Source organism: Pseudomonas sp. JV414, assembly GCF_032424305.1.
Lineage (GTDB): Bacteria > Pseudomonadota > Gammaproteobacteria > Pseudomonadales > Pseudomonadaceae > Aquipseudomonas > Aquipseudomonas lini.
This window is the reverse complement of sequence record NZ_VYKC01000009.1, coordinates 562470-580205: the sequence shown is the minus strand read 5'-3', so window position 1 is coordinate 580205 and position 17736 is coordinate 562470. Positions and strand designations below refer to the sequence as shown.

The 17736-nt window shown below is 60.5% G+C and carries 18 protein-coding genes; 16 read left to right on the top strand and 2 right to left on the bottom strand.

Translation table 11 applies throughout. The annotated features are described in order from the left end of the window. The first annotated feature begins 22 nt into the window (after nt 1–22). The 4 genes from F6R97_RS13605 to F6R97_RS13590 are packed head-to-tail and all read left to right on the top strand — an operon-like array spanning nt 23 to nt 3873. Nucleotides 23–1537 (top strand): TolC family protein, encoded by a 1515-nt coding sequence (locus F6R97_RS13605; RefSeq protein ID WP_038978413.1) that lies wholly within the window; start codon nt 23–25, stop codon nt 1535–1537. Beyond that, nucleotides 1521–2126 (top strand): adenylyl-sulfate kinase, encoded by a 606-nt coding sequence (gene cysC / locus F6R97_RS13600; protein ID WP_050682090.1) that lies wholly within the window; start codon nt 1521–1523, stop codon nt 2124–2126. Before F6R97_RS13605 ends, cysC begins: the two co-directional genes overlap by 17 nt. Further along, nucleotides 2123–2908 (top strand): aspartyl/asparaginyl beta-hydroxylase domain-containing protein, encoded by a 786-nt coding sequence (locus F6R97_RS13595; protein ID WP_050682106.1) that lies wholly within the window; start codon nt 2123–2125, stop codon nt 2906–2908. Before cysC ends, F6R97_RS13595 begins: the two co-directional genes overlap by 4 nt. Next, nucleotides 2896–3873 (top strand): aspartyl beta-hydroxylase, encoded by a 978-nt coding sequence (locus F6R97_RS13590; protein WP_050682089.1) that lies wholly within the window; start codon nt 2896–2898, stop codon nt 3871–3873. The genes F6R97_RS13595 and F6R97_RS13590 overlap by 13 nt, the downstream gene beginning before the upstream one ends. Before the next feature lie 44 nt (nt 3874–3917). Here F6R97_RS13590 and F6R97_RS13585 read toward each other — a convergent pair whose 3' ends face one another. Next, nucleotides 3918–4676: a slipin family protein gene (locus F6R97_RS13585; protein WP_030128605.1), complete on the bottom strand. Its 759-nt coding sequence runs from the start codon at nt 4674–4676 to the stop codon at nt 3918–3920. 2 nt (nt 4677–4678) lie between these two features. Continuing rightward, on the bottom strand, nt 4679–5227 hold the full coding sequence (locus tag F6R97_RS13580) for an NfeD family protein (protein ID WP_048395979.1): 549 nt from the start codon (nt 5225–5227) through the stop codon (nt 4679–4681). 212 nt (nt 5228–5439) lie between these two features. Here F6R97_RS13580 and F6R97_RS13575 point away from each other — a divergent pair, with 212 nt between their 5' ends. The 12 genes from F6R97_RS13575 (at nt 5440) to pgaA (ending at nt 17725) form a co-directional block, all read left to right on the top strand. After that, nucleotides 5440–5907, top strand: coding sequence for an aminoacyl-tRNA deacylase (locus F6R97_RS13575; RefSeq protein ID WP_038978418.1), 468 nt, complete (start codon nt 5440–5442; stop codon nt 5905–5907). A gap of 123 nt (nt 5908–6030) precedes the next feature. Further along, nucleotides 6031–6276 (top strand): DUF2789 domain-containing protein, encoded by a 246-nt coding sequence (locus F6R97_RS13570; RefSeq protein WP_030128603.1) that lies wholly within the window; start codon nt 6031–6033, stop codon nt 6274–6276. A gap of 145 nt (nt 6277–6421) precedes the next feature. Next, a complete protein-coding gene (locus tag F6R97_RS13565) occupies nt 6422–6667 on the top strand; it encodes a type II toxin-antitoxin system Phd/YefM family antitoxin (protein ID WP_007899564.1) in 246 nt (81 codons plus the stop codon). Then, nucleotides 6657–6938, top strand: a complete 282-nt coding sequence (locus F6R97_RS13560; RefSeq protein ID WP_007899567.1) for a type II toxin-antitoxin system RelE family toxin — start codon at nt 6657–6659, stop codon at nt 6936–6938. The genes F6R97_RS13565 and F6R97_RS13560 overlap by 11 nt, the downstream gene beginning before the upstream one ends. Before the next feature lie 396 nt (nt 6939–7334). Next, on the top strand, nt 7335–7763 hold the full coding sequence (locus tag F6R97_RS13555; RefSeq protein WP_038978419.1) for a MarR family winged helix-turn-helix transcriptional regulator: 429 nt from the start codon (nt 7335–7337) through the stop codon (nt 7761–7763). Beyond that, nucleotides 7760–9832: an FUSC family protein gene (locus F6R97_RS13550; protein ID WP_315866674.1), complete on the top strand. Its 2073-nt coding sequence runs from the start codon at nt 7760–7762 to the stop codon at nt 9830–9832. Before F6R97_RS13555 ends, F6R97_RS13550 begins: the two co-directional genes overlap by 4 nt. Beyond that, complete coding sequence (locus F6R97_RS13545) at nt 9829–10038, top strand: DUF1656 domain-containing protein (protein WP_030128598.1); 210 nt, start codon at nt 9829–9831, stop codon at nt 10036–10038. Before F6R97_RS13550 ends, F6R97_RS13545 begins: the two co-directional genes overlap by 4 nt. Next, complete coding sequence (locus tag F6R97_RS13540) at nt 10035–10922, top strand: HlyD family secretion protein (RefSeq protein ID WP_315866673.1); 888 nt, start codon at nt 10035–10037, stop codon at nt 10920–10922. Before F6R97_RS13545 ends, F6R97_RS13540 begins: the two co-directional genes overlap by 4 nt. Beyond that, nucleotides 10919–12367: an efflux transporter outer membrane subunit gene (locus F6R97_RS13535; RefSeq protein ID WP_315866672.1), complete on the top strand. Its 1449-nt coding sequence runs from the start codon at nt 10919–10921 to the stop codon at nt 12365–12367. The genes F6R97_RS13540 and F6R97_RS13535 overlap by 4 nt, the downstream gene beginning before the upstream one ends. An 81-nt stretch (nt 12368–12448) precedes the next feature. Then, entirely contained in the window at nt 12449–13084 is a 636-nt protein-coding gene (locus tag F6R97_RS13530) for a hypothetical protein (protein ID WP_008068581.1), read from the top strand. Between the two features lie 277 nt (nt 13085–13361). Continuing rightward, entirely contained in the window at nt 13362–14873 is a 1512-nt protein-coding gene (locus tag F6R97_RS13525) for a YdgA family protein (RefSeq protein ID WP_048395984.1), read from the top strand. 371 nt (nt 14874–15244) lie between these two features. Next, a complete protein-coding gene (gene pgaA, locus F6R97_RS13520) occupies nt 15245–17725 on the top strand; it encodes a poly-beta-1,6 N-acetyl-D-glucosamine export porin PgaA (RefSeq protein WP_315866671.1) in 2481 nt (826 codons plus the stop codon). Nucleotides 17726–17736: the final 11 nt, after the last annotated feature.

Below are 17736 nucleotides of genomic sequence, written 5' to 3'. Positions count from 1 at the left end.
GCGGCACCTGGGGGCTCCAAGGATGAAGAGAAGTCAGAAGTTATTCGGCGCCAGTCTGCTGGCGCTGGCGATCAGCGGATGTGCAGTCACCAGTGAACCGATCGAACGCGGCGTCAGCCAACAACGCGCCAAAAGCGATCTGCAAAACATGTACACGGGTCAGGAGCCCCTCAGCGGCCCACTGACTCTGCACCAGGCCATGGCCCGTGCGGTGAAATACAACCTTGAAGGCCGACTCAAGATCATGGAAGAGGCCCTGGCCAAGCGCCAACTCGACCTCGCCAGCTTCGACATGCTGCCACGCATGGCGCTGGACGCCGGGTACGTGGGGCGTAATAACGTAAATGCTTCCAGCAGCCAGAGCGTGGAAACCGGCACCCAGTCCCTGGAACCGTCGACCTCCCAGGACCGCGACCGTGAAGTGGCGGACCTGACCATGGTCTGGAACGTGCTCGACTTCGGTGTCAGTTACATCAGCGCCAAGCAGCAGGGCGATCAGCGGCTGATCGTTCAGGAACGTCGGCGCAAGGTGATCAACACCATCGTTCAGGACGTGCGCTCGGCCTATTGGCGAGCCATGGCCGCCGAACGCTTGCTCAAGCAAATCGACAGCCTGATGGCCCGGGTCGAAACCGCTCGCAACAATAGCCAGAGTATGAGCGAGCAGCGCATCGGCGATCCGATTCAGGCGTTGGGTTATCAGCGCTCGCTGATCGAAGCCACTCGGCAACTGGAAGAGCAACGCCGCGCACTGTCGCTGGCGAAAACCGAACTGGCGACCCTGATCAACCTGCCTCCGAGTACCAATCTGACGCTGGCGACCCAGGATGATTACGTCATTCCGGAACTCAAGGTCGATCTCGCCAGCCTGGAACAGGAAGCCCTGACCAGTCGGCCGGAGTTGCGAGAGCAGGATTACCAGACCCGCATCAGCGCCGCCGAAACCCGCAAAGCCATGCTGCGCCTGTTGCCGGGGCTGGAGTTTTCTGCTGGCGGGCATTACGACAGCAATTCGTTTTTGGTGGAACAGGGCTGGGCGGATTACGGGGTGAAAGTCACCTGGAACCTGTTCAATGTGATTTCCGCACCCGCCGCGATCGACGTCGCCAAGGCCGGTGAAGAAGTCGCCACGGCGCGCCGGCAGGCGATGTCGATTGCCGTATTGGCGCAGCTTTACGTGGCCAACGCCAACTATCGCGAGGCGATGCGGCAGTTCAAGACCAATCAGCAACTGTCAGACATCGATGGGCAAATCGTCGGTCAACTGCGCAATCGCTATCAGGCGGCCGGGCTGGGCGAACTGGATCTGATCCAGGGCGAGCTGAACACCTTGCAGGCCGATCTGCGTCGCGACCTGTCCTACGCCGACTTGCGCAACGCTTACGGGCAAATCTTCGCCAGCGCCGGTCTCGATCCGCTGCCGGACGAAGTGCAATCGACCGAAGTCCAATCCATCGCCACCGCCCTGGCCAATCGCGAAGAGGCGTGGGCGGCGGGCAACATCTCAGTGCCGGTGGCCCATGCCCCGGTCCAATAACCTGCTGGCGCCGACGGCGAGCATCAGCCGCGCCCAAAGGGAGACCCGCAACGGTCATCGTGGCGCGGCGATTCTGCTGACCGGTTTACCGGCCGCGGGCAAGTCGACATTGGCCCAGGCACTGCACGCCGAGCTGTTCGAACACGGCGTGCAGAGTGTGGTGCTCGATGGCGACGGACTGCGGGTGGGGCTCAATCGCGATTTGGGGTTTACCGACAGCGATCGCCTGGAAAACATTCGCCGCGCCAGTGAACTCGCGGCACTGTTGGTCGAGAACGGACAAATCGTCATCCTCGCGATGATCGCGCCCTTGGTGGAGTTGCGTGAAGTGTTCGCCCGACGGCTGGGCGAGGATTACCGCGAAGTCTGGTGCAGCGCCTCGTTGGCGGTGTGTGAACAGCGTGATCCCAAAGGTCATTACGCCCGGGCTCGACGGGGTGAGTTGGCGGGGTTTACCGGTGTCTCCGCGCCTTACGAACCACCGCCGTGCGCGTCGCTGGTGCTCGACACGGGCGCGCAGTCGGTGGAGGCCTGTCTCGACCGTTTGCTGACTTGGCTCGGCGAATGCGCGGTGCTGCCGAAACGATGAGTCGGCCGGCCTTCTCCCGCTTGCCGGTCACGGTGGATTTGCCGTTGCTGTTGCAGGCGCTGACGGCAATAGGCGAGGGCGATTGGCACAGCCATTTCAATAGCGATTATTACGCTGGCGACTGGAGCGGTGTGGCGCTAATTTCCGCAGCCGATGCCTTGACTGAACTGTCGCCTGGTCGGGGCGAGACTCTTTTGCGGGCGCCCTGGCGGCAGGATGTTCGATGGCAGCAAGGGCTGCGGGATCTGACGCTGCAGATCGTCTGCGCGCGCCTGTTGCGGCTCGGCCCGGGCGGGCGCATTCACGAGCATCGCGACTATGACCTGGGCGAGCCGGATGCTGATTTGCGTCTGCACATTCCGCTGCTCAGTCCACCCCAAGTGGACTTTCTGCTGGACGGCCAACGCATGCCGATGGCCGCTGGCGAATGCTGGTTTCTCGACCTGTCGCGGCCTCATCGCGTGGACAATCGCGATACTCAGGCACGGATTCATCTGGTGCTCGATTGCCGACCCGGTGCCTGGCTGGAGCAGGCGATCATCGACGGGCTGGCAACCACGCCGTCGCCGGCAATCGGTCAAGACGCTTTGGCGCAGTTCCAAGCGTTGGTGGCCAGCGATCCGCAGCTGTGCAAGTCCTTGCAGGGGTTGCAGGACAACCAAGCCTTTATCGCCCGCACCCTGGAACTGGCCGCCGAGCGTGGACTTGCGTTCACCCGTGAAGAACTGCGCGCGGCGATGCGCGACGGTCGTCGTCAATGGAATGAACAATGGAGCGCCTGAACCTCGAAGGCTGGTTGCCGATCCGCGTTTGGCAAGAAGCCGGGCAATGGCAGGTTGACTGGTGCTGGTTCGGTGACACGCAACTGCATCAGCCGTTTTTCCGTGATGCGGTGGAGGATGCACTGCGGCTGCCGTTCAATCAGGCGTTTCGTCGAAAAACTGCATTGTCGACGCTCTCTGACTGGCAGGTTTGCAGTCCCGGCCTGATGCCGAGTGCGTTTATCTTCCACGCCTCCCGCTGCGGCTCGACCCTGATCAGCCAGATGCTGGCGCAACTCGACAACCACATCGTCATCAGCGAACCACCGCCGCTGGATGCGTTGCTGCGCAGTGATTTGCCCGCTGTCGAGCGCCGTACCGCCATCAAAGGGTTGCTGTCTGCCTACGGGCAACGTCGGCTCGGTGTGGAGCAACGGCTGGTGATCAAACTCGACGCCTGGAACATCGGTGAGCTGCCGTTTCTGCGCGAGTGCTTTCCCGAAACGCCGTGGCTGTTTGTTTATCGCGACCCGCTGGAAATCGCCGTCTCGCATCTGCGTCGCCCAGGCATGCACATGGTGCCGGGAATGATCGGGGCGAGCGTGCTGGATGACGAAGTGGCGCTCAGCGGCCGTGAGGATTACATCGCCCGGCGGTTGGGTCGGTTGCTGGCATCGGGATTGGCGCAATGCTTGGCGTTTGGCGGCCTGGCGGTGAACTACAGCGAACTGCCGCAGGCCATGACGGGGCGGTTGGCAGCGTTCTTTGCGTTGGATATCGAGCAGCGCAGGCAAGTGTTTGCGGCGGTGGGGCAACATGCCAAGCAGCCGTTGCAGGTGTTTGTTGGTGACAGCGATGACAAGCGTCGTGAAGCCTCGGCGTTGTTGTGTGAACAAGTGGAGCATTGGGCGCGAGTGCCTTATGAGGCATTGGAAAAGGATCGCAGCCTCCGGCAGCTCCTACAATGGCCCGGCGTACTCCTGTAGGAGCTGCCGAAGGCTGCGATCTTTTGGAGGCTAGAGATAATTCCTCAGGGTTTCGACGACAAATCTGCCATCCCCTTGAGCAACTCGATCGGCAGCGGGAAGACGATGGTCGAACTCTTGTCCCCCGCAATCGAGCTCAGCGTCTGCATGTAACGCAACTGCATGGCACCTGGCTGACGGCCGAGCATTTCGGCTGCCTGCATGAGTTTTTCCGAGGCCTGCAACTCGCCTTCGGCGTGGATCACCTTGGCCCGACGTTCCCGTTCGGCCTCGGCCTGCCTGGCGATGGCGCGAATCATCGATTCGTTGAGATCCACGTGCTTGATCTCGACGTTGGCCACCTTGATGCCCCAGGCATCGGTCTGCGCATCGAGCACTTGCTGGATGTCGACGTTCAGGCGTTCCCGTTCGGCCAGTAATTCATCGAGCTCATGTTTACCGAGCACCGCCCGCAACGTGGTCTGCGCCAGTTGGCTGGTGGCCATGAGAAAGTCTTCGACCTGAATGATCGCCCTTTGCGGATCGAGCACGCGGAAATACAGCACCGCATTGACCTTGACCGAGACGTTGTCGCGGGTGATCACGTCTTGCGGCGGTATGTCGAGCACCACGGTCCGCAGGTCGACACGAACCATTTGTTGAACCACCGGAATCAGCAGGATCAGGCCAGGACCCTTGACCTGCCAGAAGCGCCCGAGCTGGAACACCACGCCGCGTTCATATTCACGCAGGATGCGGAAGGTCGACCCCGCCAGTGCAATCAGCAATAACAGCAGCGCGGCAAAACCCAGTTGCAGGCCCATGACTATTCTCCGCCATCATTGTTCATTGCGGGCGCTGCGTCAGCCGCAGCCACTTCCAGCAGTAGACCCTTGCGTGCCACCACCCGGACTTGTTGTCCCGGTTGCAGCGGTGTTTCGCACAATACTTGCCATTGCTCGCCTTGCAAGTGCACCCAGCCGATGTAAGCACTACCCGCCTGCAACGACGTTATCGGCGTTACGCTGCCCAGCAATTCGTCGTCGCCGCTGACGTTGCGACGCGGTCGGGTTTTCAAGGCGCGGATCAACAGGAAACCCAGCAGCAGTGCACTGATCAGCCCCAGCCCGATCATCAAGGGAACCGGGATCTCGGCATTGGTCAGAATCACCGCGCCGATCACAAACATCACAAGGCCGCCCAGACCGACCACGCCATAATTGGGCAAGGCCGCCTCGGCGATCAGAAACGCAATGCCGAAGGTGATCAGCCAGAGCCCGATGGGATCGGGAACCAGCACTACGAGGGTGTCCGCTGCGAAAACCGATCCGCTCAAGGCCAACAGCAGCGCAATTGCACAGCAACGTGTGTTCACTTGACCCTCCGGGAGAGTCATCCGTCCACGAGCCGTTCATGGCTCTGTATACAAGTTTAGTTGAGCCTGCACTGGTATGAATTTTGACCAGTTATCGACAGCGTCCGACGGGCGGATTTCCCGCCGGATCCCACCAGCGGGCCTAGACTTTTAAGGGAGACCAAAAGCTAACCATCGTCCGCGATTCGTTGCTGCGGACACCGAGGTGCATCATGCGTATGGCAAAAACCGTGCAGAACAGCCTGGAAAAGGCGCACTGCGAATATGACATCGTTTCCCACCCGCACTCGGCCAGCAGCCTTGAAACGGCTCGGCTCGCGGGCATCCCTGCCGAACGGGTCGCCAAATCGGTGATTCTCGACGACCGTCACGGCCACTACTTGATGGCCGTGCTGCCCGCCAGCCGTCACCTGGACCTGAGCAAAGTACGTGGCAGCAGCGAATGGCAAATCACCCGGGAAAGTAACCTGCCGCACCTGTTCGACGATTGCGAACGCGGCGCCGTGCCCGCACTGGGCGAATCCTACGGGATGGATATGGTCATCGACCCACAGCTGACCCGGCAGAAAGACATCTACCTCGAAGCCGGCAACCACAACAATCTGGTACATATGAGCGTGCCGGAATTTCTGAAAATGGTGCCGCATGCCGAGGTGTGCGAGTTGAGTCTGTCGGCATAGCGCTGCCGTCAATCGCGGGCAAGCCCGCTCCCACAGGAATCGCGAAAACCCTGTGGGAGCGGGCTTGCCCGCGATTGACCGCGTAGCGGTCACCCCAATTTAGCCATCAAGAAGGAGCCAAACATGGAATCCCCTACCCACAGCCTCCCCTCCCTGTTCAAACAACTCGGCCTGCCTGATGACGCCGAAAGCATCGATAAATTCATCGCTACCCATTCACCGCTCAAACCCGAACTGCACCTGGCGGACGCGTTCTTCTGGAACGAGAGCCAGGCAGAGCTGCTGCGTGAGGAAATTCTGGATGATGCGGATTGGGCGGAGGTGGTGGATCAGCTGGATGTGCTGCTGAGGAAGGGGCGGGGGGTGTAAAAAAATCTGTAGGGAAACGGCGAAATGTAAAAAAACTGGTGAGTGGTAAAAAAATCTGAGCAAAAACTTAATTTGTTAGCTTTTTCCAGGGTTGCTCAGAAACAGGTAATAGACCAGAATCAAGACCTGAATTGAGGTCTTAATTATGCAAAGTGTTCTGGCCGACATGGCGGTTAGCGTGTCTGAGTTGAAGAAAAACCCATCTGCAGTTCTGAGCGGTGCTCACGGTGGGCCTGTGGCAGTGCTGAACCATAACCGAGTGATGGGATACATGGTTCCGGCCGATGTTTTCGAGCAAATGATGGAGCGCCTCGATGACTTCGAGTTGGCGGAAATTGTTCGCTCTCGTAGAAATGAAACGCCGGTCCCGGTAAGCCTGGATGACCTATAAGCTTGAATTCCTGCCCTCCGCACGCAAGGAGTGGGACAAGCTGGGGCATACATTGCGTGAGCAGTTCAAAAAGAAACTGGCGGAACGGCTTGAATTGCCTCGAATCCCTTCCGACTCACTGCATGGGATGCCTGATTGCTACAAAATCAAATTGAAGTCATCGGGATACAGGCTTGTGTATCAAGTTTTTGATGAGCGCGTAGTCGTTTCTGTGGTGGCGGTTGGTAAGCGCGAACGCAGCGATGTGTACGACCGAGCCAAGAAGCGCTGATAGTTCTAGACCTCTCTTATTTTTGCCGCTTGCGTCCGCATAGCGGCAAATTCGGTTTCGATCTCTTCGTTACTGCGGCACTGTCCTTCGTTTTGCGAGAATCGTGCAGCATCCACTTTCCTTTGCAGGAAGTTGTGGTAACGATCCGATTCTCCGAAATCGAAGATATTGTCAGTTTCTGTTGTATCACCAGGCATTGTTCGATTCTCGGTTCGGATAGCGAACGTTACACAGATTTCAAACTCGACAGCGATCCCTGTGGAGCTCCCATGTCTGACCATTGCTCGCCAATATGTTTCAAAACTTGACCAACTTTCCCCTCCAATGCCATATTGATAGTTAGCAAACTAACAGTGTGTGCATCCCCTCGTGCCAAAGAACCTCGACGCTCTCCAGATGAACATCAGCAGCTCCATGGTGGTGGCCGCCAGGCATTGGCGGAAGATCTGTCAGACCACGCTGGTCAACTATGGAATCTCCGAAGCCTGCGCCGTGCCGTTGTTGATGATCGGGCGTTTGGGCGAGGGTGTGCGGCAGGTGACGGTCGCGCAGGCGGCGGGGATGGAGAGTCCGTCTCTGGTGCGTTTGCTGGATCAGCTGTGCCATGCCGGTTACGTCTGTCGTACCGAAGACACCCAAGACCGACGCGCCAAGTGCCTGAGCCTGACCGAGACCGGTCGCGAACTGGTGCAGGCCGTCGAAGTCGAGTTGGTGCGTTTGCGCCATGAAGTGCTCGAAGGGATCGCCCCGAGTGATCTGGAAGCGGCGCTGCGGGTACTGAAAGCTTTCGAAGCGGCCAATCATCCAGCGGTGGCTCAACCTTGAGCGGATTTTTTACCGGCGTGCCCCCGGCGCGGGACTGGTTCTACGGTGTGCGCACGTTCGCGGCATCGATGATCGCGCTGTACATCGCCATGCTGATGCAAATGCCGCGTCCATATTGGGCGATGGCCACGGTGTATATCGTTTCCAGTCCGTTCGTCGGCCCTACCAGTTCCAAGGCGTTGTACCGCGCCGTTGGCACTTTGCTCGGTGCGGCGGCGGCGGTTTTTTTCGTGCCGATGTTTGTGCAAAGCCCTTATGTGTTGGTGGTGGTCATTGCGCTGTGGACCGGGATTTTGCTGTTCCTGTCCTTGCACTTGCGCACCGCCAACAGCTACGCCTTGATGCTCGCCGGTTACACCTTGCCGCTGATCGCCCTGCCGGTGGTGGATAACCCGCTGGCGGTGTGGGACGTGGCCGAGGCGCGCACCGAAGAGATCTTTCTCGGCATCGCCTGCGCGGCGGTGGTCGGCGCTATGTTCTGGCCACGGCGGCTGGCGCCGGTGTTCAACGATTCGGTGAACAAATGGTTCACCGATGCCTCGACCTACAACCTGCGCTTCCTCAGCCGTAACGTGCAGCCGGACGAAGTCAGCGCCCTGCGTTCATCGATGGTGGCGAACTTCAACAGCCTGGAATTGATGATCGGTCAGTTGCCCCACGAGGGCGCGCGGCCGCAGACAGTGCGTAATACCAAGGAACTGCGCGGGCGAATGATCCATCTGCTGCCGGTGATCGATGCCCTCGACGACGCGCTATATGCCCTCGAGCGGCGCACGCCGGAGCTTGTGGATAAGTTCGCGCCACTGCTGACCGCGACCGCCGAATGGCTTGACCACAAAGACGCGGACCTCGACCGCTGGCAGGCCCTGAAAAACCAGCTCGAAGCGCTGCAACCGAATGCCGAGGCGCTGGACGACCGCAAGCAGTTGCTGTTTTCCAACGCGCTGTATCGCCTCGGCGAATGGATCGATGTATGGCAAGACTGCCGCAGCCTGCAATACGCCATTCAGTGCGAGAGCCAGGACAGTTGGCGCGCGGTGTATCGGCACTGGCGCCTCGGTCGGCTGTCACCGTTTCTCGACCGTGGGTTGATGCTCTATTCGGCCGCGTCCACGGTCACCGCCATCATCGTCGCCTCGGTGCTGTGGATTCTGCTCGGCTGGACCGACGGCGGTAGTGCGGTGATTCTGGCGGCGGTGGCGTGCAGTTTTTTCGCTTCGATGGACGACCCGGCGCCGCAGATCTACCGGTTCTTTTTCTGGACCGCGATGTCGGTGCTGTTCGCCAGCCTTTATCTGTTTCTGATCCTGCCGAACCTGCATGACTTTCCGATGTTGGTGCTGGCCTTCGCCATCCCGTTCATCTGCGTTGGTACCCTGACGGTGCAGCCGCGTTTCTACCTGGGCATGCTGCTGACCATCGTCAACACGTCGTCCTTCATCAGCATTCAGGGCGCCTACGACGCGGATTTCCTCAGCTTCGCCAACTCCAACCTGGCGGGTCCCATGGGCTTGCTGTTCGCGTTCATCTGGACCCTGATCGCCCGGCCATTCGGCGCTGAACTGGCGGCCAAGCGCCTGACCCGTTTCAGCTGGCGCGACATCGTCAGCCTCACCGAACCGGCTTCGTTGGCCGAACACCGGCAATTGGGCGTGCAGATCCTCGATCGCCTGATGCAGCACTTGCCGCGGCTGGCCATGACCGGCCAGGACACCGGGATCGCCCTGCGGGAAGTGCGCGTGGCGTTGAATCTGCTCGACCTGCTGGCCTATACGCCGCGTGTGGTGGGCGTGCCGCAGATGCTGCTGCAGCAAGTGGTGGCCGAAGTCGGTGAGTACTTCAAGGCCTGTCTCAAGGCCGACGAACGTCTGCCAGCGCCGAGCTCGTTGCTGATGACTCTCGACCGCACCCGCCGCGCCCTCGATACCGAGTGCGACGACGGCGCCCGTCTGCATTTGCTGCACGCCCTGAGCGGCTTGCGCCTGGCCTTACTGCCGGGTGTGGAGTTCGTCGGCACAGGCGAGCTTGAAGAACCGCTTCCCCATGGCATCGATGGAGCGCCTTTATGATCGGTGATCTGGATATCAGCGGGGTGTTCCTGCCCACGCTGCTGGTATTGATGGGCATTACCTACGTGTTGTACCTGTTGGTGCACGGGTTGCTGACGCGCCTGCACTTTTACCGTCTGGTCTGGCACCGGGCATTGTTCAACGTGGGTCTCTACGCCTTGCTCCTCGGCGCCGTGGACTCACTCAGTCGATACCTGATGACATGAAAAAACCTTTTTTGACCCTCGGCCGTGTAGTCCTGACGCTGTTGATCGTGACCTTCGCCGTTGTCGTGGTCTGGCGCATGGTCATGTATTACATGTTCGCGCCCTGGACCCGGGACGGGCACATCCGCGCCGACATCGTGCAGATCGCCCCGGACGTGTCGGGGCTGATCCAGCAAGTGGAGGTGCGCGACAACCAATGGGTGAAACGCGGCCAGGTGCTGTTCAGCATCGATCAGGACCGTTTCAAACTGGCACTGCGCCAGGCAAAAGCGGCCGTCGCCGACCGTCAGGAAACCCTGGCCCAGGCTCAACGTGAGGCCAAGCGTAACCGTGGCCTCGGCAACCTGGTCCCGGCCGAGCAACTGGAAGAAAGCCAATCCCGTGTCGCCCGCGCCGAAGTGGCGTTAATGGAAGCGCAGGTGGCGGTGGACAGCGCCCGGCTCAACCTCGACCGCTCGCTGATCCGCAGCCCGGTGGATGGCTACGTTAACGACCGGGCGCCGCGTTCCCAGGAGTTCGTCACCGCCGGGCGGCCGGTGTTGTCGGTGGTGGACAGCAATTCCTTCCACATCGATGGTTATTTCGAAGAAACCAAACTGGACGGCATTCATGTCGGCCAGAGCGTCGATATTCGCGTGGTCGGCGACCGCGCCCGTCTGCGTGGGCATGTTGAGAGCATCGTCGCCGGTATCGAAGACCGCGACCGCAGCAGCGGCAGCAACCTGTTGCCCAACGTCAATCCGGCGTTCAGTTGGGTGCGACTGGCGCAGCGGATTCCGGTACGAATTGCTTTCGACGACGTGCCAGCGGACTTCCGCATGATTGCCGGCCGTACGGCCACGGTGTCGATCATCGACGATCAAACCCGGGAGCCGGCGCAATGAGCAGGGTCTCTGGGTTGGCGGTGGCCGGGTTAGGGCTGCTGCTGTCGGCCTGTCAGGTGGTCGGGCCGGATTATCACTTCCCGGACGAGGCCGCCGTGCACCGTGACGACTTTCAGGGCGATCTGGCGGTGAACGGCAAAAATGTCGTTTCGGCGCCGGTGCCCAGCGATTGGTGGCGGTTGTATCAGGATCCGCGTCTGGACCAATTGGTGCAGCAGGCCATGGCCTCTAACACCGATTTGCGGGTGGCAGCGGCGAATCTTTCGCGGGCTCGCGCTCAGGTCGACGAAGCGCAGGCGGCGGGCGGTTGGAGCGGCGGTGTGAAAATCGGTGCCCAGCGTCTACAGGAGTCCGGCGAGGCATTTCTGCTGGCGGATAAAGTGCCGGTGGCCAACGTCGGTGACATCGGCATCACCACGTCTTATCAGTTCGACCTGTTTGGCACGTTGCAACGCGGCATCGAAGCGGCCAAAGCCAATGCCGATGCGACTCAGTCGGCAGCGGACACCGCGCGCATCACACTGGTGGCCGATGTGGTGCGGGCTTACACCCAAGTCTGCGCGGCCAACGAAGAGCGGGAGATCGCTCAGCATTCTCTCGACCTGCAAGCCCAGAGCACCACGCTGACCCAGCGCTTGCGCGATGCCGGGCGCGGCGATGAAACCCAGGTCACCCGTTCGCAAACCCAATTCAAATCCTTGCGCGCCGAATTGCCGCGTTATGAAGCGGCACGTCAGGCCGGACTGTTTCGCTTATCGATGCTACTGGCCAAACCGGTCGAGCAATTGCCTGCGGGCACCAGCGACTGCGCTGAGCTACCGAAAATTGCGCAATTGTTACCGGTGGGTGACGGCGCCACGCTGCTCAAGCGTCGACCCGACGTGCGGCAGGCCGAGCGCAGATTGGCGGCCGCGACCGCCGGTATAGGCATTGCAACCGGCGAGTTGTACCCGGACATCAGCATCGGCGCGACCATTGGCACGGTCGGGATTCTGGAAAACCTCGGCAAACCGGCGACCAATCGCTGGGGCTTCGGCCCGTTGCTGAGCTGGACCGTGCCGTCCAACGGCTCTCGCGCGCGAATCCGTGAGGCCGAGGCCGCGACCCAAGGCGCGCTGGCGCATTTCGATGGCGTGGTGCTCAACGCCATCCGCGAGACTCAGACCGGCCTGGCGCAATATTCCGCGCAGCTTCAACGCCGCGATGCGTTGGCAGATGCCGAGCAATCGGCTCAACTGGCGGCAGACCAGACCCACCGCTTCTTTCAGGCCGGTCGCGCGTCGTTCCTGGCGGACCTGCAAGCCACCCGCACCTACACCGACGTACGGGCGCAACTGGCCTCGGCCAACACCCAAGTCGCGATGAGCCAGATCGATTTGTTCCTTGCTTTGGGTGGCGGCTGGGAAAGCGGACGAACGCAAGGGTCACAACCCGGCAAACCCTGAGGCCGTTGCTATGCTTTGATTTGATGGGGGCGCGCGGCGAACCCGTCGATCAAGGCTTGCGTTGGTCATGGGGATCTAATAATGAAAAACCCTTACGCTCCCGGCTTCTGGTGCGCCATTGCAGCATTGGTTTTGCTGTCGGCCACCTATTTCTACGGCGTCATGCTGGCTCACCAGCTCGACACGGCGCTGATATTCCTCGACAGCGCGGCGGCGTTGATCGCCGTGATGGCTATCGTGGTGGTCGCCTGGGCTTCTTTACAGAACCAGCGCATCAAGAAACGACAACTCGAACAAGGCAAGACCCTGGTGCTGATCTGGGACACCAAGGTGGCTTTGCGTCGTGTCGAAACGGTATTCGATCGGTATTTCTGGGGCAGTTACTGGCAACCGGGGCGCACCTTCCAGGAAGTCATGGGCGAACTCACCGGCACGCCGCTGGAAAAAAGCCTCGAAACCTTGAAGAAACAATGCCTGGCGCTGGACAAGCAGGTGGCCGACGAGGGGTGGCACTGGCTCAACAATGCGCGAGAGCTGTCCGATGTCGCCAACGCCATGGCCCGCGAACGCTATCAGCTGGATTTCTGCGACCCGCGCGCGGAAGTGACCGGCGGGGCGGTGATCAATCGGGATTTTGAAGTGCTGGTGTATACGTGGACTGCGCGGTTGAAAAGCTTCGATCATCAGCTTGATGAAATCGAGGTTCAGTATTCATAAGTGGAAAAGATCGCAGCCTTCGGCAGCTCCTACGGAGAAATGGCGTACACCTGTAGGAGCTGCCGAAGGCTGCGATCTTTTCCAGGCACCACCTCTCTTGCGCAGAATGATTACATTCCCTGCGCACCCATAGACACTCTTTCACCTTTAATCATTGGGCCGCTTTGCGGCGCAAATGCTAATCTCCATCCCACTTTTAGCGAAGTCGAGCCGCAACCCGTCATGGGTTCAGGGAAGACGACCACACTTTCAACAACGGACATTGAACGGGTATTTCATGAATAAATCAGCAGGCGTGCTTCTAGGAATTGTCGTGGCCATCGGTGCAGTCAGTGCCGGCGGTGCGTGGTACACCGGCAGCAAACTCGATGGGGTGCTAAACACCTCGATCGCCGACGCCAACAAAGAGCTGCAAGCCGCGCTGGCAGGTTCCAACGGTACGGCGTCGCTGGAGCTGGTGTCGCTTGACCGCCATGTGTTCAGCAGCACCGCGCACTACCGCCTCAAGGGCGAAGGCGAGATGTTTGGTGAAGCGCCGGTCGAGTTGCTGTTTGTCGACCGTATCGAACACGGCCCGCTGCCGTTCTCGCGCCTGGTGTCGCTGAAGTGGTTGCCGGTCCTGGCCACCAGTCACTACGAGCTGGAAAAGACTCCGCTGACCGAGAAGTGGTTCGCGGCCGCCAAGGACAAATCCCCGGTCAAAGGCGTGGTCAACATCGGCTACGACAACTCCACCAAAGGCACCCTCGAGTTTCTGCCGCTGGAAACAGCACTGGATGACAAGTCCAATCTGACCTTCTCCGGTATGAAACTCGATGTAGACGCCAGTGCCCAGGCGCAAAAGGTCAAGGCTGACGGTTACATGGACAGCCTGAAGCTGACCACTGTGGCCGAAGATCAGACCCCGGTGCAGGTCGAGCTCAATGGCTTGACCGTGGCCAGTAACCTGAACAAAAGCACGTACGGTTATTACACCGGCGAAAACACCATCGAGCTGACCAGCAGCAAGACCACCTTCGGCGCCAAACAGTCGGTACTCGGCTTCAAGAACTTTGAAATAAAGAACAAGACCGAGGAGTCGGGCACCAACGCTTCGGGGCGTGCCGATTACAAGGTTGGTGAAGTGTCCTTGAACGGCAAGGTTGTCGGCTCTGCGCAGATGGCCATGAGCCTGAAAAACCTCGACATCCCGTCAACGATGTCGCTGATGCAGATCTACCAGACCAAACTGCAACCGTACGAAAAGGCCGCCACTGAAGCTGCTGCCGCTGGTCTACCGGCGCCGGAGCTGAACCTGACCCCGGCCGAAGAGGCACAGGTCAAGACCGGCCTGGAGAAACTGCTGGCCGCCGGCCCGCAGGTGGCTCTGGAAAACCTGTCGTTCAACACCAGTAACGGCGAAAGCCGCGCCAATCTGGTGTTGGACCTGACCAAACCGCAGTCCATGGACCTGCCGCCAGACCAGTTGGTCAAGCAGTTGATCGCTCTGTTGGACTTCAACCTATTGGTGTCCAAGCCAATGCTGGTTGACGTGCTCACCGTGCAGTCGCAAATCGACGGCCAGACCGACGCCAAGCTCATTGCCGATCAGGCGAGCGCAACCGCTGACATGTTCGGCAGCATGGCGGTCGGCACACAATTGGCGAAACTGGACGGTAACAACGTCGTCACCAAGCTGCACTACGCCAACAATCAGGTGGACTTCAACGGCCAGAAAATGACCCTCGAAGAATTTGTCGGCTTCGTGATGAGCAAACTCGGCGGCACGGGCGACGTCACCCTCCAGTAAAACCGCAGGCCTTCACCGCAACGCCCGGCCTCTGCAACACGCAGACGCCGGGCGTTTTGCTGTCTGGGGTTTCGAAAGGAGGTGAGGAGAGGAACCGCTTTTTGTAGGAGCCAGGCTTGCCGGCGAAGGCGCTCTTAAGGACGCCTTCGCCGGCAAGCCTGGCTCCTACAGGTCCGATTTGCGTTTGACTAGCTGGTATCAGAGAAGACCCGAGCGTCACGAATCTGAATAATTCTTGTGTTCTGAATAGTCGACTACGCTTGCATGCAAGACTGCGCCGATAAAGCTTGGCTGGGTCTTTCGATCCGGCTTTCCGCTACGAATGGGCAAGGGACATTGCGACCCGGCTGGCCATGTAAGGATGCTGACGAATGCCGTGTATTGCTGGTCCCTTGATTCATCGTGGTTTGCGCCCCTTGTTTCGCGTTGCGCTGTGCGGCCAGTTGCTGTGGCCGATGCAGGCGCTCGCCGACACCCCCTACGACCAAATGGTTCGCGATGCACGGGCCGGCAACTACACGCCTGCACTGACCGTATTGCGCCAGGTACCGGTAAACCAGGCCACCACCGGTCAGATCAGCGATCACTTGCAGATCGCCAGCTGGGCGGGTCTGGACGCCGAAGTGGTCCAGGTCTATGAAACCCAAGGGCACAATCGGGCGATGCCGGTTCAGGCCCTGACCGCCACCGCGCGTGCCTATCGCAACCTCAAGCGCTGGGACTCGGCGACCCGGGTGTACAACAAGGCCCTGGCCCTTGAACCGCAAAATGCCGACCTGCAGCTGGGGCTGGCGATGACCCAGGCCGACGCCGGTAAACCTGACGAGGCCGTTGCCCGCGCCAAGGCGCTGGTGGCGGCGAAACCGGATGATGCTTCCCGCCGCTTGGCCCTGGCCTATGCCTTGACCCGCGCCGGCGCCACCTACGATGCATTGTTTGAATACGACCAGGCCTTCATCCGCGCTGGCAGCAAGCCCGACGTCGCTCGGGAATACGTGATTGCCCTGCAACGCGCCCGCCTGCCGGAACCGGCCTTGCGCCTGGCGCGTCAGCGACCGGGGCTGCTGGATCCGGTCACGCTACGACGTCTTGAAGGTGACCTGGCCGCAGAACGTGTGCGCCTGGCCGAGCTGGCCACTCGCAGCGAAAAAGAACGTTATGTGATCGCCGATCGGGCGCTGGCCGATTATGACCAGTTGCTGACGACCTGGACGCCGGATCCTCAGGCCCACGATGACGTCATCCGCTGGCGAATCGATCGCATGGGCGCCCTCAAGGCCCGTGCGCGCACCGCTGATGTGATCGCCGAATACCAGAAGCTGCTCGCCGAAGGCGTGAAGATTCCGACCTACGCCCTGCGTTGGGTGGCGTCGTCCTATCTGGACCAGCGTCAGCCGGAAATCGCCACCGATTTGTATCGTCAGGTGCTGGTGGCGCCGGATGCCGATGTCGGCGACCGCCTGGAAGACAGCACCGCGCTCTATTACGCCTTGCTCGAAAGCGATAAGGCCGATGAAGCGCGTCAGGTCGCTGAAGACCTGGCCAAGACTCAGAAGCCGCGCGTCGAGCTCAAGGGCTTGCCGATGGGCAATCCCAACGATGAATGGATGGACGCGCAGCAACTCGCCGCCCAGGCCGGCACCTACGGCGCTGATCTGCCGTCGGGTGAGCAGCGTTTGCAGACGCTGGTGGATCAGGCCCCGGGCAACCTCGGTCTGCGTCTGGCCCAGGCCGATCTGTACCTGGCCCGGGACTGGCCACGGCGTGCCGAGAATCAGCTCAAGGAAACCGAGAGCATGGCGCCGCGGGACATCGGCCTGGAAGTTGCACAAGGCCACACCGCCATGGAGCTGCAGGAATGGCGGCAGATGGGTGCGCTGACCGACGATGTGGTCGCGCGTTTTCCAGACAACCGTCAGGTCCAGCGTTTGCAGCGTCAGCGTGCAGTCCACGACATGGCCGAGCTGCGAGTGGAGGCCTATGGCGGCAAGAGTTATGGCGGTGGCAACGGCGACGCCGGGGCGGTTAACGGCAGTCGCGATTTCGGCATCGAAACCACGTTGTACAGCCCGCCCATAGATGAAGACTGGCGCGTGTTCGCCGGTGCCGGTTACGCCACCGGCGACTTCCAGGAAGGCACCGGCCACCATCGTTTTCAGCGCGTCGGGCTTGAACGTCGGACCCGCGACACGACCCTGGAAGCGGAGGTCTCCAACCATTCCTACGGTTTCGGTAACAAACAGGGCGCGCGCCTGGCGATTGCCCGAGACATCGACGATCACTGGCAGTACGGCGGCAGCCTCGAATACCTGTCGGCGCAAACGCCGTTGCGGGCCTTGAACAGTGACATCACCGCCAACGGCGGCAGCGGTTTCATCCGTTGGCGCGCCAATGAGAGCCGCGAGTGGAGGCTGGCGGTCAGCCCCTCGCACTTCAGTGATGGCAACAATCGTGTCGAAGCCTTGCTCACCGGTCGCGAGGGTGTTTACCGCGCGCCAGGGTTGCAAGTCGACCTCGGCCTGGAGGTCGGCACCAGCCATAACTCCAAGTCCGACGACGTGCCGTACTTCAATCCCAAATCCGACTTCAGCGTGCTGCCGACGGTGAACGTCAACCACGTGCTCTATCACCGTTACGAAACCTCCTGGAGCCAGCAGTTCCAGGCCGGTGCGGGCACTTATAGCCAGCGTGATCACGGGACCGGCGGCGTCGGCCTGCTGGGTTACGGCCAGCGCTACAGCTGGAACGACGTATTCGAGGTGGGTGGCCTGCTGAGCGTGATCAATCGGCCATATGACGGCGACCGCGAAACCGATCTGCGCCTGCTCGTCGACCTCACTTACCGCTTCTAGAAGAGTTTGAA

Excerpts from the sequence above, each read along its gene's own strand:
- F6R97_RS13575 (WP_038978418.1), top strand. The coding sequence starts at position 5,440 with ATGCGTATGGCAAAAACCGTGCAGAACAGCCTGGAAAAGGCGCACTGC.
- F6R97_RS13540 (WP_315866673.1), top strand. The coding sequence starts at position 10,035 with ATGAAAAAACCTTTTTTGACCCTCGGCCGTGTAGTCCTGACGCTGTTG.
- cysC (WP_050682090.1), top strand. The coding sequence starts at position 1,521 with ATGCCCCGGTCCAATAACCTGCTGGCGCCGACGGCGAGCATCAGCCGC.
- F6R97_RS13545 (WP_030128598.1), top strand. The coding sequence starts at position 9,829 with ATGATCGGTGATCTGGATATCAGCGGGGTGTTCCTGCCCACGCTGCTG.
- F6R97_RS13535 (WP_315866672.1), top strand. The coding sequence starts at position 10,919 with ATGAGCAGGGTCTCTGGGTTGGCGGTGGCCGGGTTAGGGCTGCTGCTG.
- F6R97_RS13585 (WP_030128605.1), bottom strand. The coding sequence starts at position 4,676 with ATGGGCCTGCAACTGGGTTTTGCCGCGCTGCTGTTATTGCTGATTGCA.
- F6R97_RS13555 (WP_038978419.1), top strand. The coding sequence starts at position 7,335 with ATGAACATCAGCAGCTCCATGGTGGTGGCCGCCAGGCATTGGCGGAAG.
- F6R97_RS13595 (WP_050682106.1), top strand. The coding sequence starts at position 2,123 with ATGAGTCGGCCGGCCTTCTCCCGCTTGCCGGTCACGGTGGATTTGCCG.
- F6R97_RS13525 (WP_048395984.1), top strand. The coding sequence starts at position 13,362 with ATGAATAAATCAGCAGGCGTGCTTCTAGGAATTGTCGTGGCCATCGGT.
- F6R97_RS13570 (WP_030128603.1), top strand. The coding sequence starts at position 6,031 with ATGGAATCCCCTACCCACAGCCTCCCCTCCCTGTTCAAACAACTCGGC.
- F6R97_RS13560 (WP_007899567.1), top strand. The coding sequence starts at position 6,657 with ATGACCTATAAGCTTGAATTCCTGCCCTCCGCACGCAAGGAGTGGGAC.
- F6R97_RS13605 (WP_038978413.1), top strand. The coding sequence starts at position 23 with ATGAAGAGAAGTCAGAAGTTATTCGGCGCCAGTCTGCTGGCGCTGGCG.
- F6R97_RS13530 (WP_008068581.1), top strand. The coding sequence starts at position 12,449 with ATGAAAAACCCTTACGCTCCCGGCTTCTGGTGCGCCATTGCAGCATTG.
- F6R97_RS13565 (WP_007899564.1), top strand. The coding sequence starts at position 6,422 with ATGCAAAGTGTTCTGGCCGACATGGCGGTTAGCGTGTCTGAGTTGAAG.
- F6R97_RS13590 (WP_050682089.1), top strand. The coding sequence starts at position 2,896 with ATGGAGCGCCTGAACCTCGAAGGCTGGTTGCCGATCCGCGTTTGGCAA.
- pgaA (WP_315866671.1), top strand. The coding sequence starts at position 15,245 with ATGCCGTGTATTGCTGGTCCCTTGATTCATCGTGGTTTGCGCCCCTTG.